General features: G+C 70.1%; 9 protein-coding genes. 6 read left to right on the top strand and 3 right to left on the bottom strand.

The window, feature by feature from the left end; translation table 11 throughout:
* Nucleotides 1–34: 34 nt before the first annotated feature.
* The 3 genes from AB0B45_RS21925 to AB0B45_RS21915 all read left to right on the top strand — a co-directional run bounded on the left by AB0B45_RS21925 (nucleotide 35) and on the right by AB0B45_RS21915 (nucleotide 7,630).
* Nucleotides 35–580 (top strand): hypothetical protein, encoded by a 546-nt coding sequence (locus AB0B45_RS21925; RefSeq protein WP_358133156.1) that lies wholly within the window; start codon nucleotides 35–37, stop codon nucleotides 578–580.
* Complete coding sequence (locus tag AB0B45_RS21920) at nucleotides 577–2,661, top strand: SPFH domain-containing protein (RefSeq protein ID WP_358133154.1); 2,085 nt, start codon at nucleotides 577–579, stop codon at nucleotides 2,659–2,661. Before AB0B45_RS21925 ends, AB0B45_RS21920 begins: the two co-directional genes overlap by 4 nt.
* Before the next feature lie 172 nt (nucleotides 2,662–2,833).
* Nucleotides 2,834–7,630 (top strand): DNA repair ATPase, encoded by a 4,797-nt coding sequence (locus tag AB0B45_RS21915; RefSeq protein ID WP_358133152.1) that lies wholly within the window; start codon nucleotides 2,834–2,836, stop codon nucleotides 7,628–7,630.
* Nucleotides 7,631–7,765: 135 nt separating this feature from the next.
* Here the strand turns inward: AB0B45_RS21915 and AB0B45_RS21910 are convergent, their stop codons facing one another.
* The 3 genes from AB0B45_RS21910 to AB0B45_RS21900 all read right to left on the bottom strand — a co-directional run bounded on the left by AB0B45_RS21910 (nucleotide 7,766) and on the right by AB0B45_RS21900 (nucleotide 11,103).
* Nucleotides 7,766–9,712, bottom strand: coding sequence for an ABC-F family ATP-binding cassette domain-containing protein (locus tag AB0B45_RS21910; protein ID WP_358133149.1), 1,947 nt, complete (start codon nucleotides 9,710–9,712; stop codon nucleotides 7,766–7,768).
* Nucleotides 9,713–9,853: 141 nt separating this feature from the next.
* Nucleotides 9,854–10,297 carry a MarR family winged helix-turn-helix transcriptional regulator gene (locus AB0B45_RS21905; RefSeq protein WP_358133146.1) on the bottom strand — a complete coding sequence of 148 codons (444 nt, stop codon included), beginning with the start codon at nucleotides 10,295–10,297 and terminating at the stop codon, nucleotides 9,854–9,856.
* The gene (locus tag AB0B45_RS21900) at nucleotides 10,294–11,103 is read right to left on the bottom strand and encodes a dihydrodipicolinate synthase family protein (protein ID WP_358133143.1); all 810 of its coding nucleotides are present in this window, start codon (nucleotides 11,101–11,103) and stop codon (nucleotides 10,294–10,296) included. The genes AB0B45_RS21905 and AB0B45_RS21900 overlap by 4 nt, the downstream gene beginning before the upstream one ends.
* 72 nt (nucleotides 11,104–11,175) lie before the next feature.
* On the opposite strand from AB0B45_RS21900, the gene AB0B45_RS21895 reads away from it, so the two are divergent.
* The 3 genes from AB0B45_RS21895 to AB0B45_RS21885 all read left to right on the top strand — a co-directional run bounded on the left by AB0B45_RS21895 (nucleotide 11,176) and on the right by AB0B45_RS21885 (nucleotide 13,736).
* On the top strand, nucleotides 11,176–12,060 hold the full coding sequence (locus AB0B45_RS21895; RefSeq protein ID WP_358133141.1) for a LysR substrate-binding domain-containing protein: 885 nt from the start codon (nucleotides 11,176–11,178) through the stop codon (nucleotides 12,058–12,060).
* A complete protein-coding gene (locus AB0B45_RS21890) occupies nucleotides 12,053–13,015 on the top strand; it encodes a polyprenyl synthetase family protein (protein WP_358133138.1) in 963 nt (320 codons plus the stop codon). Before AB0B45_RS21895 ends, AB0B45_RS21890 begins: the two co-directional genes overlap by 8 nt.
* A gap of 67 nt (nucleotides 13,016–13,082) precedes the next feature.
* A complete protein-coding gene (locus tag AB0B45_RS21885) occupies nucleotides 13,083–13,736 on the top strand; it encodes a hypothetical protein (RefSeq protein ID WP_358133136.1) in 654 nt (217 codons plus the stop codon).
* Nucleotides 13,737–13,749: the final 13 nt, after the last annotated feature.

Here is a 13,749-nt window from a genome sequence, read left to right as displayed (position 1 = left end):
GCCCCATTACGGGGGCTTTTATCCGAGGGAGCCGATGCCCGCATTCGTCGACGCCGCGCTGGCCTTCCCAGCCGTGCTCTTCAGCTTCCTACTTGTCGTGGTCGTCGGCTACTGGCTCGTGGTCATGTTCGTGGGCGGTGACGTCGACCTCGACGGCGTGCAGCTCCCGCTCGGCCTCGGCGGCATCCCCGCGACCGTCTCCTTCTCGCTGTTCGTCGCCCTTTCGTGGTTCGTGAGCCTGGCAGGAGTGGTACTCCTCGGCGGCGGGCCGCTGGTGCTCGCCGCGGCGCTGGCGACCGGATGGGCGGGCACGAAACTACTGATCATCCCCATGCGCAGGCTCTTTCCCGACGGGAAGGAGCCCTCCCGCCACGACTTCGTCGGCCGGCGGTGCGTGGTGCGCACCGGCAGGGCCGACGCGACCTTCGGCCAGGCCGAGGTCACCGCCTCCGACGGCTCGTCGGCCGTCGTCCAGGTCAGGACCACAGGCGGCGACCTGCTCATCCGCGGCCAGACCGCGTTGATCTTCGACTACGACGCAGAGGGCGAGTTCTTCTACGTCATGGAGGACCACTCATGAGTGTCATCTCAACCGGTTTCGGCATTCTGCTGGCCGTCATCGTGATCGTCGTCATCGGGCTGCTCTTCGCGATCAGCCGGCTGTTCAGAAAGGTCGAACAGGGCAAGGCGCTCATCGTCTCCAAGGTCCGCAGGGTCGACGTGACCTTCACCGGCGCCGTCGTCTTACCTGTCCTGCACAAGGCCGAGGTCATGGACATCTCGGTGAAGACCATCGAGATCGCGCGAACCGGAGCCGAAGGGCTGATCTGCCGCGACAACATCAGGGCCGACATCCGCATCACGTTCTTCGTGAGGGTGAACAAGACCGTCGAGGACGTCATCAAGGTGGCGCAGGCCATCGGCACCGAGCGGGCCAGCGACGAGACCACTCTCCAGGCGCTGTTCAACGCGAAGTTCTCCGAGGCGCTCAAGACCGTCGGCAAGCAGCTCGACTTCGTCGACCTCTACACCAAGCGCGACGAGTTCCGCGACCAGATCATCCAGGTCATCGGCACCGATCTCAACGGCTACAGCCTGGAGGACGCGGCGATCGACTACCTGGAGCAGACGCCGATGGCCAAGCTCGACCCCGCCAACATCCTCGACGCCCAGGGCATCCGCAAGATCACCGAGCTGACCGCCAACGAGAACGTGCGGACCAACGAGTTCAGGCGCAGCGAGGAGAAGGAGATCACCCGCCAGAACGTCGACGCCGCCGAGGCCATCCTCGAGCTGAAGCGCCGCCAGGCGGACGCGGAGATCAAGCAGAGGCGCGAGATCGAGACGATGAAGGCGCGCGAGGAGGCCGAGATCGCCCGCGTGCAGGCCGAGGAGCGGCTCAAGGCGCAGGCCGCGCACATCAAGACCGACGAGCAGCTCGGCGTCCAGACCGAGAACCGCAACCGCGAGATCGCCGTCGCCGAGAAGAACCGCGAGCGGGTCATCGCCATCGAGAGCGAGCGGATCGAGAAGGACCGCATGCTGGAGGTCATCTCGCGCGAGCGGGAGACCGAGCTGTCGCGCATCGCCAAGGACAAGGAGGTCGAGACCGAGAAGCGGTCGATCGCCGAGGTCGTGCGCGAGCGGATCGTGGTGGAGAAGACGGTCGCCGAGCAGGAAGAGAACATCAAGAAGCTGCGCGCCGTCGAGGAGGCCGAGCGGCTGCGCCAGACCACGATCATCCAGGCCGAGGCCGAGGCCCAGGAGAGCCTGGTCAAGGACATCAAGGCCGCGGAGGCGGCCGAGGCGGCGGCCAGGCACAAGGCGCGCGAGGAGCTCACGCTCGCCGAGGCCAGGCAGCAGGCGGCCGAGCTGGACGCGCGCGCCAAGATCAGGCTGGCCGAGGGCCTTCAGGCGGAGGCCGCGGCCAAGGGCCTGGCCGACGTCCAGGTGCGGGAGCGCGACGCCGACGCCATCGAGAAGGTCGGCCGCGCCGAGGCCATGGCGACCGCCGAGAAGCTGAAGGCCGAGGCCGAGGGCGCCAAGGCGATGGCGCTGGTCGAGGGCGAGCGGCTCAAGGCGCAGGCCGAGGGCGAGCAGGCGATGGCGCTGGTCACCGGCGACCGGCTCAAGGCCGAGGCGGAGGGCCTGATCGAGAAGGCCAAGGCGATGGCCGCCATGGACGAGGCGACCAGGACGCACGAGGAGTACCGCCTTCGCCTCGAGGCCGACAAGGAGATCAGGCTCAAGCACATCGACGTGCAGCGGCAGGTCGCCGAGTCGCAGGCGACCGTCGTGGCGGCGGGGCTGTCCAAGGCCAACATCGACATCGTCGGCGGCGACAGCATGTTCTTCGACAGGGTCGTCGGGTCGATCACCGCGGCGAAGGTCGTCGACGGGTTCGTCGAGCACTCGTCGGTGACCAGGACGCTGGCCGAGCCGTACCTGAACGGTTCGGCGAGCCTGACCGACGACCTGGCCAGGCTGGTCGGCGGGATCAGCACCGAGGACGTGAAGAACCTGTCGGTGTCGGCGCTGCTCATGCAGCTCATCTCGCACGGCGGGCCCGAGACGGCGAAGCTGCACGAGCTCCTGGAGAACGCGCGCAGGCTCGGCGTGGCCGAGTCGTCGGTGGCCGCGCTCACAGCGGTGAAGGGCTGACGTGACGACCGCCCACGAGGGGGCCGCCGGTTCCGGCGGCCCCGGTCCGCTTTCTCCTGGTACGGCCTCGCCCTCGTCGGGTACGGCTTCGCCTTCGTCGGGTGCGGCCTCGCCTTCGTCGGGTGCGGCCTCGCCTTCGTCGGGTGCGGCCTCGCCTTCGTCGGGTGCGGCCTTGTTGGAGGCCGGTACCTACGAGGTGCTGCGCAACCGGCTGTCCGGTCAGGCCAAGGAGCTGGCCCGGGCGGCGGAGGCGGTCAACCAGGAGCGGCTGAAGGTCTTCGGCGGCGCCGAGCTCCGGCTGATCGGCACCGAGCGGATCCGCACGGAGAACAACTGCGTCCCCCGCGACATCGTCTCGGTCGGCGACCTGATGCTCTTCGGCTACAACGTGTTCATCGGCCTGAAGCCGGAGACGGCTGTGGACGACGTGTTCTCCGTCCACAGGTTCAGCCGCGACGCCGACGCGTTCAGGTTCGATGCGGAACAGTTGGGCGCGCTCAGCGACCCGGCGTTCCGGAAGGACTTCGCGGAGTTGTACCGCTACTACAAGGAGACCAGGCTCCTCCAGCTGCGTCGGCTGGAGGGCAAGCTGCTGGCCGTCTTCCAGACGGGGCCGACCGACCTGCGGGTCCTGCGATGGGCCGTCGACATCCACGGGGAGACCTCCTACCAGGACAACCGAGGCGAGCGCGACCACGTCTTCCCGCCCTCGCACGACTTCGAGTGGACACCGACCACGCGCGACGACCACGTGCTCGGCAGGCACCCGCACATCTCGATCTACGACGAGGTGTTCGTCGAGACGGTCGGCGGCGACCTCACCATCAAGATCGAGAACAACACGGAGTCGGGCGAGGGCATCTATCAGGAGCCGGTCGCCGAACCGCTGCAGTCGCTGGCCGACGCCGAGGTCGACCACGCCAGGATCGGTCCGCTCATCCTGCTGCGCGTCAAGCCGTACAAGGAGACCGAGTGGCGGCACCTGGTCTTCAACACCCGCACCAAGTCCGTCACCAGGCTCGACGGCATCGCGCTCGCCTGCCAGCGGCTGCCCGAGGACCAGGGCATCATCTTCCCCGGCGGCTACTACCTGTCCACAGGGGTGTCCAAGACCTTCGACACCCAGGTGGCCGACCTGGAGTTCGAGCGGGTGATCCGCTCGCCCAACGGTGAGGACGTGCTCTACGTCTTCCACGCGCGGGCCGACGGCAGGTCGCTGCTGCTGCCGTACAACGTGATCAGGAAGGAGGTCGCCACCCCGCTCCCGTGCCACGGCTACTCCCTGTTCGACGACGGCACGCTGGTGGTCTTCAGGGCGACCTCCGAGGAGCCGACGCGCGTCCACCCGATGCAGGTGTGGCAGACGCCGTACGTCTCCGACACCTACGCCGCCGCCCAGCCCACGGGCACCGGGCCGCTGGAGCGCATCGGCAACGCCGAGCTGGTGCGCGGCATCTCCGACTGCCTGTCGGTGGCCCGCATGGTCGAGGAGATGGCGCCCTCCGAGGCGACCTTCGAGGCGCTGATCGCCGCCTGCACCAGGGCCTTCGACCACTACCACTGGCTGGGCGACCAGGGGCTTCGCGGCCCGCTCGGCGACGTCCGCGCCACCGCCGAGCAGGTCCTCGACGAGTACGAGAACGTCGCCCAGCTCACCCGCCAGGCCACCGCCACGCTGGAGACCGCCAACGCCGACACCACGGCCTTGGTACGGCAGGCCCGCGGCGAGTCGCCGACCTCCGCCGACGCCTGGGTCTCCCGCCTGGCCGACCTGCGCCGCGCCCAGGGCAGGCTGGTGACGCTGCGCGAGGTCCGCTACATCGACCTGGCCGCCCTCGACTCCCTCGCCGCCACGATGGCCGACGAGCTGACGTCGGTGGGCAGGCGGGCGGTGTCGTTCCTCGAGGGCGCCGACGCGTTCACCGGCTACCACGCGGCCGTCGCCCAGCTGGAGGCCGACGCGGCCGACATCGCCACCGTCTCCGCCGCGGCTCCCGTCGCCGAGCGGCTCGTCGCCCAGGCCGAGGGGCTCGAGGTCGTCACCGAGGTGGTCGGCTCGCTCGACATCGCCGACGCCACGGTCCGCACCTCCATCCTCGAACGCATCGGCGAGGTCCTCGGCGGGGTCAACCGCGCCCGCGCCGTCCTCGAGGGCCGCCGCAGGCAGCTGCTCGCCGCGGAGGGCAGGGCCGCGTTCGCCGCCGAGTTCGCCCTGCTCGGCCAGGCCGTCACGGGGGCGCTGGCGATGGCCGACACCCCCGAACGCTGCGACGAACAGCTCGGCCGCCTCATGCTCCAGCTCGAAACGCTGGAGTCGCGCTTCGGCGAGTTCGACGACTTCGCCGCCCAGCTCACGGCCAAGCGCGAAGACGTCTACGAGGCCTTCTCGGCGCGCAAGCAGACCCAGCTCGACGAGAGGGCCAGGCGCGCCGACCGCATCGCCGCCTCCACCGACCGCATCCTCGCCAGCGTGACCCGCCGCGTGTCGACGCTGGCCTCCCTCGACGAGATCAACACCTACTTCGCGACCGACCCCATGGTCGCCAAGCTCCGCTCGTCCGCCGGCGAGCTGCGCGCCCTCGGCGCCTCCGTGCGCGCCGAGGAGCTCGACAGCCGGGTCAAGGCCGCCCAGCAGGAGGCGGGCAGGGCGCTGCGCGACCGCCTCGACCTGTTCTCCGCCGACGGCGAGACGCTCAGGCTCGGCCGCCACGCCTTCGCCGTCAACACCCAGCCGATCGACCTGACCCTGGTGCCCCACGACGGCGCCATGCACTTCTCGATCACCGGCACCGACTACCGCTCCCCCGCCCCCGACTCCTTCGCCGAGACCCGGCCCTTCTGGTCCCAGCTGCTGGTCTCCGAGACGCCGGACGTCTACAGGGCCGAGCACCTGGCCGCCTCACTGCTGCCGACCGTACCGGCCGGCGCCGACCTCGCGGCCCTGGTACGGCTGGCCGCGGACGAGCGTTACGACGAGGGCTACGAGCGGGGCGTCCACGACCACGACGCGACCGCGATCCTCGCCGCGCTGCAGCGGCTCCAGGAGGGGGCGGGCCTGCTGCGCTACCCTCCTGCGGCGCGCGCCGCCGCGCAGCTCTATTGGACATTCGGTCTCCAGGATGTTTCACGTAAAACATTGGCCACCCGGGCCGCATCGCTGGTGCGGGCTCGTGACGCCTTCGGCCAGATCGAGGCGCTCGACGCGCTCGCGGCGGAGCTCTCCACCGCCGTCTCCGCCTTCCTCGCCCCGCAGGCGTTCGGCGCGGACCCCGCCGTGGTGGCGCTCGCCGGCGAATACCTCGTCGAGGAGCTCGCGGGCAAGCCCGAGGGCTTCGTCACCAGTGCCGCGGCCAGGAACATCCTCGACCGGTTCCGGCGGGCGCTCGGGCCCGCCCGCACCCGCGAGTTCGAGGAGGACCTGCGGGCGCTCGCGCTGCCCGACCGCATCCAGCTCGCAGGGGCGTGGCTGAGCGCGTTCGACCGGTCCGACGAGCTTCCCGAGGCGCTGGCCGTACAGCTGTGCGAGCTGCCGCGACACGACTCCAGCGCCACGCTCACCGCCACCGTCGACGGCCTGCTCGGCACCCACGCGCGGATCACCGACCGGGCCCTCACGCTGCGCCTCGACGAGACGCTGGCCAGGACGCGCGCGTTCCGCACCGAGCGCGTCCCCGCCTACCGTGCCTACCAGAAGCGCCGCGGCGAGCTCGTCGCCCAGGAGCGCGACCGGCTCAGGCTGGAGGAGTACAAGCCCAAGGTCATGAGCGCCTTCGTCCGCAACCGGCTGCTCGACGAGGTCTACCTGCCGCTGATCGGCGACAACCTCGCCAAACAGCTCGGCGCGGCGGGCGAGGGCAAGCGCACCGACCAGATGGGCCTGCTGCTGCTCATCTCACCTCCCGGCTACGGCAAGACGACCCTCATGGAGTACGTCGCCAGCCGCCTCGGGCTGCTCTTCGTCAAGGTCAACGGGCCCGCGCTCGGCCACGAGGTCACCTCGCTCGACCCCGCCGACGCGCCCGACGCCACCGCCAGGCAGGAGGTCGAGAAGATCTCCTTCGCCCTGGAGTCGGGCAACAACACCCTGCTCTACCTCGACGACATCCAGCACACCTCGCCCGAGCTGCTGCAGAAGTTCATCTCGCTGTGCGACGCCCAGCGGCGCATCGAGGGCGTGTGGAACGGCCGCACCCGCACCTACGACCTGCGCGGCAAGCGGTTCGCCGTGTGCATGGCGGGCAACCCGTACACCGAGTCGGGGCAACGCTTCCGCATCCCCGACATGCTCGCCAACCGCGCCGACGTCTGGAACCTCGGCGACGTGCTGTCCGGCAAGGACGACCTGTTCGCGCTCAGCTACATCGACAACGCGCTCACCTCCAACCCGGTCCTCGCCCCGCTGTCCACCCGCGACAGGGGCGACGTCGAGCTACTGGTCCGCATCGCGCGCGGGGAGGAGGGTGTGCGCACCGACCAGCTCGGCCACCCGTACACCAAGGTCGAGCTCGACCAGATCCTCAGCGTGCTGCGCAAGCTGGTCAGAGTGCAGGAGGTGGTGCTGGCCAACAACCAGGCCTACATCGCCTCGGCCGCCCAGTCCGACGACTCGCGGACCGAGCCGCCGTTCCGGCTGCAGGGCTCCTACCGCAACATGAACAAGCTGGCCGAACGCATCGTGCCCGTGATGAACGACGCGGAGCTGGAGCAGGTGATCGACGACCACTACCTGGGCGAGGCGCAGACCCTCACCACCGGAGCGGAGGCGAACCTGCTCAAGCTGGCCGAACTGCGCGGGCGGCTCAGCCGTGAGCAGGCGGCGAGGTGGGCCGACATCAAGACGGCTTACCTGCGGACCAAGGCGCTGGGCGGCGCCGCAGACGACCCGATGACCCGCGCGGTCGGCGCCATCGGCTTGCTGGCTGACCGCGTCGGCGACATCGGCCAAGCCCTCCGCCGCACCGACCCGTAACGTGCCTTGAACCCCACCCACCACCGAAAGGACCCCAGCTCCCGGGCACCAGGACCGGCAGGAGCCCACCACCCACATCCCCCACCGGCACCGGGAGGCCGCCCCGATGTGGTGGTCGGGGCGGCCTCGGGTGGGTCAGGCGGCGCGGTGGGGGGTCGCGGCCTTGAGGTGAGCGGGTCGTTGGTGGGAGTGGGCGGGCTCGGAGTCGGACTGGCGAAGGGTGTGGCTGGTGATCGTCCCTTCGGCCAGTTCCAGGTGGGTCCCGGTGAACGAGGCCCGGGTGCCGCGGTCGTGAGTGACCATGACCACCGCGCCCGAGTAACCCGCCAGGGCCTCCTCCAGCTCCTCCACCAGCATCGGGGACAGATGGTTGGTGGGTTCGTCCAGCAGCAGGAGGTCGGCGGGGTCGCTGACCAGGCGGGCCAGTTCGATCCGCCTGCGCTGGCCGACCGACAGCTCGCCCACCGTCGTGCGCAGGTCGGCGGGACGGAACAGGCCGAGGGCGAGCAGCGCGTCGGCGTGCTCGTCCAGGGAGCCCGGTCGTCCTGCCGCGTATGCCCTGAGCAGGCTGACTCCAGGGTTGGCGGTGGTCTCCTCCTGACGGAGGTAGCCGATCCTGGCCGGTCGCCGTACCGAACCTGAGTCCGGGGTGACGAGGCCCGCCAGCACCCGCAGGAGCGTGGTCTTGCCCGCGCCGTTCGGGCCGGTGACGAGGAGCCGCTCGCCTGGCTGGATGCGCAGGGAGGGGATCCGCAGCCGCTCGCCGACGCGGAGGCCGACGAGCTCCACCAGGGGCTCGGCCGAGGCGGCCCCCTGCCCACCGACCCGCGCCCCGCCTGCCTCCGCCGTGGCCTGCCGTCCGCTCGACTCGGCCGCACCCGTCGAGGGCGCGGCCTCCGAAGACGCGAGCTGACGCGTGTCTTCGAGAGACGCCATCGCTGATGGACCGCTCGATGCGGCCCCACCACCCGTCGAGGGTGCGGCCACCCACGAGGTGCGGGTGTCCGGAGGCGACGTGGATGGGCTGGTGGCGGGTGGGGTGGTGGCGGGGGTGACCGGTGGGGTGGCGGTGGTCGCTGGGGTTGTGATCGGTGGGGTGGCCGTGATCGGTGGGGTGGTGGCGAAGCGGAGTGGTTCGGGCGGTGGGGGGACGGGGTTGGCGCGTAGCCATTCCACCCGCTGCAGCGACTGCCGGATCCGGCCGGCCGCCCCGTGGGTGCGGGATCGGGCTCGCCACTGACCCGTCCCCATCCCCGCCTTCACCATCTTGCGAGGGATCGCCGCCATCCGGCCGGCGTTCGCCTCCACCAGCCCGGCGTGCCTGGCCAGCTCTTCCTTCCACTCCTCGTGCGCCAGCGCCCACGCCGCCCGTTCGGCCGCCTTGGCCGCCAGGTACCCGGTGTAGCCGTTGCCGTACCTGCGCACCTGGCGCAGGTCGACCTCCAGGATCGTCGAGGTGATCCGGTCGAGGAACACCCTGTCGTGGGTGATGGCGACGACCGTGCCCCGATGCCCGCGCAGGTGCTCTTCGAGCCAGGCGACCGCCGAGTCGTCGAGGTCGTTGGTCGGCTCGTCGAGCAGCAGCAGTTCGGGAGCCGACGCCAGCGTCGCCGCCAGCGCGAGCCGCGACCGCTCGCCGCCCGACAGCGAGCCGAGCGTCCGCGACCTGGGCAGGGACGGCAGCCCGAGCCCGTGCAGCGCGACGTCCACCCTGGCGTCGGCGGTGTACCCGCCGCGCGCCTCGAAGCGGGCGATCAACGCCGCGTACTCCTCGAACAGCGAGGGCGTCAGCGTGTCTTCCATCGCGCGCATCTCGGCGGCGAGCGCGCGGATGTCGGCCAGCGCCACGTCGATCGCGTCCTGGACGGTGGCGGTCGGCGGCAGTTCGAGCGTCTGCGGCAGGTATCCGACCCCGCCGGGCGCCGACACGGTGATCGTGCCGTTGGTCGGTTTCGCGCGCCCTGCGAGCAGCCTGAGCAGCGTCGACTTACCCGAGCCGTTGTCGCCGATGACCCCGACCTTCTCGCCGGGCTTGACGGTGAACGAGACCTGGTCGAGCACGACCCGGCCGGCGTAACGCATGGAAACGTGAGATAGGGCTAGTTGCATGAAAGATCCTGGATTCTCGTGAGGCGGGCATGACAGCGCTCAACGCGTCGCGAGAAATCACAGAGAACCCATGCGGAGGGACGTTAGCCGATCAACGTCCGATATGTCCAGCAATTATTCGAGTCTCGCCAGGACCGTCCTCGACACCTGGGCAAGGGTTCGCAGCTCCTCCTCCGTGAGCAGGTCGATGAAGTGCCTGCGTACCGAGGCCACGTGCCCGGGCGCGGCCTCCTTGATCGTGCTCAGTCCCTTGGACGTCAGCGCGATGGACGCGCCCCGGGCGTCGTGGGCGACCTCTTCCCTGCAGACCAGCCCACGCTCCGACATGCGGGTGATGTGGTGGGAGAGCCTGCTCTTCGACCACCGCATGTGCACGGCCAGCTCGGTCAGCCGCATCCGGTTCTCTGGGGCCTCGGACAGGTTCGACAGCACGTCGTAGTCGGGCTCGGACAGCCCCGACTCGCGCATCAGGTCGCGCTGGATCTCAAGATCCAGGAGCAGCCGCATCCGCCGGTAGCCGATCCAGGCGGCGTACTCCGTCTCGCTCAGCCAGTTCACGCGCCCCAATCTAGGGCTCGGGCGACCGACTCCGCCGTCGCGGGTACCAGCGGAAGCCGTACGTCAGGTGTCGGGATGAGGCCGTGGGCGTGCAGCACGCCCTTGATCACGGTCGGGTTCGGCTCGGCGAACAGCAGCGCCGACATCGCGGCGAGCCGGTGCCCGAGCGCCCTGTCCCATGAGGCGGCCATGGACACGAAGGAGCCGGTGTGCAGGTGCGCGGAGGCCAGGATGCCGCCGGAGGCGCCGAGCGCGAGCATCGGCGAGAGGTAGACGTCGTCTCCCGTCAGCACGGAGAAGCCCGGCGGCAGGTCGCTGAGCAGCGCGATCGCGTCCTGATCGACGGCACCCGTGGCGTACTTGACCCCTGCGATCATCGGGTGCTCGCCGAGCCGCCGCAGGGTGGCGGCGGTCAGCGCCTGCCCTGTCCTGTAGGGGATGTGGTAGATCACCAGCGGCACCGGGGTCCGCTCGGCGAGCTGCTCGAAGTGCGCGATGACACCGCGTTCGCCCGGCCTGACGAACGCGGGCACGGTCACGAGCGCGGCGGTGGCCCCGTCCGCGAGCTCCAGGTCGCCGATGATCAGTTGCGTGCCGTACGAGGCCGTCACGTCACGGCAGATCCTTACCACCTCTCGGCGTTCGGCGGGCGTGAGCGAGGAGGGCTCGCCCGTCGTCCCCAGGGCGACGAGCCCTGCGGCTCCCTGGTCGAGCGCGCTGGCGGCGAGCTTCTCCAGCGCGTCGAACGCCACCTCCCCCGAGGCGGCGAAGGGCGTGATCAGGGGCACATAGATTCCGGAAAGCATGCTTCTCACCCTGACGGACACCCGACCATCAATACCAGTTCACGTTTCTGCGGTGCGCCGTAAGCTCGCCTTATGCTCGATCCGAGGAAGCTCCGCCTTCTGCGCGAACTGTCGAGAAGGGGCACGATCGCCGCCGTCGCCGACGCGCTGACCTTCACCGCCTCGGCCGTCTCCCAGCAACTGAGCGCGCTCGAACGCGAGGCGGGCCTGCCGCTGCTGGAGAGGACGGGCCGCACGGTCGTCCTCACGCCCGCGGGCCGCGTGCTCGTCGAGCACGCGGAAGCCGTACTCGAAAGCCTGGAGCGGGCCCAGGCGGCGCTGGCCGCCACGCGCACGGGCCCCGCGGGACCGCTGCGGATCGGCGCGTTCCCGACGGCCGCCCGCGCCCTGCTGCCGCGCACGCTGGCGGCCCTGCGGCGCGACCATCCGGGCCTCGAACCGATGATCTCCGAGATCGACCCCGCCGACGTCTGCGCCGCCCTTCGCGCGGGCGAGCTGGACGTCGCGCTGGTCCACGAGTACGACTTCGTGCCGCCCGTCGTCGACGAGGGCGTCGAGACCGTGCCGCTGCTCACCGAACCGATGTACCTGACCACCAGGAGGACGCTCGAGGAGGCCCGCGACGACCCGTGGATCGTCAGCACGCCGGGCACGCTCTGCCACACCATGGCCGTCCGCGCCTGCCATGCCGCCGGGTTCGAGCCGCGTGTGCTTCATCACATCGACGACTTCGACACCGTCCTGCTGATGGCCGCCGCGGGCCACGGCGTGGCCCTCGTCCCGCTGCTGGCGGCGGCGAATCCGCCGGTAGGCGTCACGCTGGCCGCGCTGCCCATCGAGCGCCGCACGCTGATCGCCTTCAGGAGGGGGTACGGCACGCACCCCGCGCTGAGCCCGCTCACAGCCGCTCTCAGGGAATCCACAGCGGCGGCGACCCAGGGTGGGAGGCATGGATGAGCTGCTGAACACCCCCGCGATCGCCCACGGCCTGCGCAAGGTGGAGACCAGGATCAGACGGCTGGCCGGCTCCTCGGCCCTTCCCGGCATCAACGCGGGCGCCGACCGGATCATCACCGCGGGCGGCAAGCGTCTGCGTCCCGCGCTGACCCTCGCGACCTCGCTGGCGTTCGGCAAGACACCCGACCGGCGGGTGATCACCGCCGCCGCGTGCGTGGAGCTGATCCACGCGGGCTCGCTCGTCCACGACGACCTCATGGACCACGCGATGCAGCGCAGAGGGGCCCGCACGCTCAACGCCGAGCTGGGCGAGGGCAAGGCGCTGGTCATCGGCGACTTCATCCTCGCCAGAGCCGGTCTCGCCGCGATCACCGCGGTGTCGCGCCCGGTCGCCGAGGTGCTGGCCGCGACGGTGGTTGAGCTGGCCGAGGGCCAGTTCCTCGAGACGGCCGACCAGTTCAACAGGGAGCGGACCGTCGAGAGCGCGCTGCGCTCGATCACCGGCAAGACCGCGGCGTTGTTCCGCGCCTCCTGTCTGGTCGCGGCCATCTGCGCGCACGCCTCCGACGAGGACAGGGCCAGGATGGCGCTGTACGGCGAGCGGTTCGGCCTGATCTTCCAGATCCTCGACGACCTGCTCGACCTCACCGCGCCGACCGAACGCCTCGGCAAGCCCGCCGGCAACGATCTCCGTCAGGGCGTCTACACGCTCCCCGTGCTGCGCGCGATGGCGAAGGACCCCTCGGTGCTGCACGACGACGTGGACGCCACCCTCGCCGCGCTCAGGGAGACCACGATCGTGGGCGACACGCTCGAACACTGCAGGGGCCTGGCCTCCGACGCGCTGTCCGCGCTGCCCGTGATCCACGACAGGGACATAGCCGCGATCATGTACGGCCTGCCCACCGCCTACATCGACCACGTGGAGCGTCAAACTTTGACCAGAGCAAGTTGAGATTTGTTGGTACAAAACTCAGAGCGCCGCTCATACTGGGGGTAGCTGGCACTTCAGGAGCACGCTCATGCGGAAACCCCCGACGCAGCTCGAAGCGACGCAGTTCCTCCAACTGGCCGCTGTGGATTTCAGCGGCATCTACGCGGTTCACCTGGCAGCCAAGGACGAGCGGCTGAAGATGACGCGGCTGGCGATGAGCCTGCTCTCGGCGCCCTTCGCCGCCGCCATCGCGCTGACCAGCACCAAGGTGGTCGACCCGGCCAGTCTGACCAGGTGGGACACCGTCCCGTGGTATCTCTACGCGCTGGTCGCGGCCTTCGGCCTGCTGAGCGTGCTGCCGTTCCTGCGCCTCATCGAGGCGGTCAACGCGCACGCCAGGACCGCCAGGGCGCTCAACAACTTCAGGCTGCTCTACGTCAGCCGTCTGAAAGACGAGTTCGACTGGTCGCCCAACCTGCCGGTCGACCCGCGATATCCGGAGACCTACGCGCCGCTGGCGTGGCCCGGGATCAACGTCATGATGCTGGCCCTGGTCAACTCCGCCTACCTGACGGTCGGCGTCACGGGGCTGAGCAAGTCCGCGCCGAATCTGTCGTTGCTGCTGCTCAGCATCCTGCTGGTGGCGCTCGTGCACTACTCGGTCTACTACGTGCGCTGCAACGTCACCAGGCGGCGCCGCCTTCCCCATAACCCCTACAACTTCCCGAACGTGGAGACCTGATGGCAGAGCCCAC

Origin of the sequence: Nonomuraea sp. NPDC049152 (genome assembly GCF_040648355.1) — a bacterium.
Taxonomy (GTDB): Bacteria; Actinomycetota; Actinomycetes; order Streptosporangiales; family Streptosporangiaceae; genus Nonomuraea.
The sequence above is the reverse complement of the archived record's forward strand: the minus strand, read 5'-3'. Positions and strand labels throughout refer to the sequence as shown.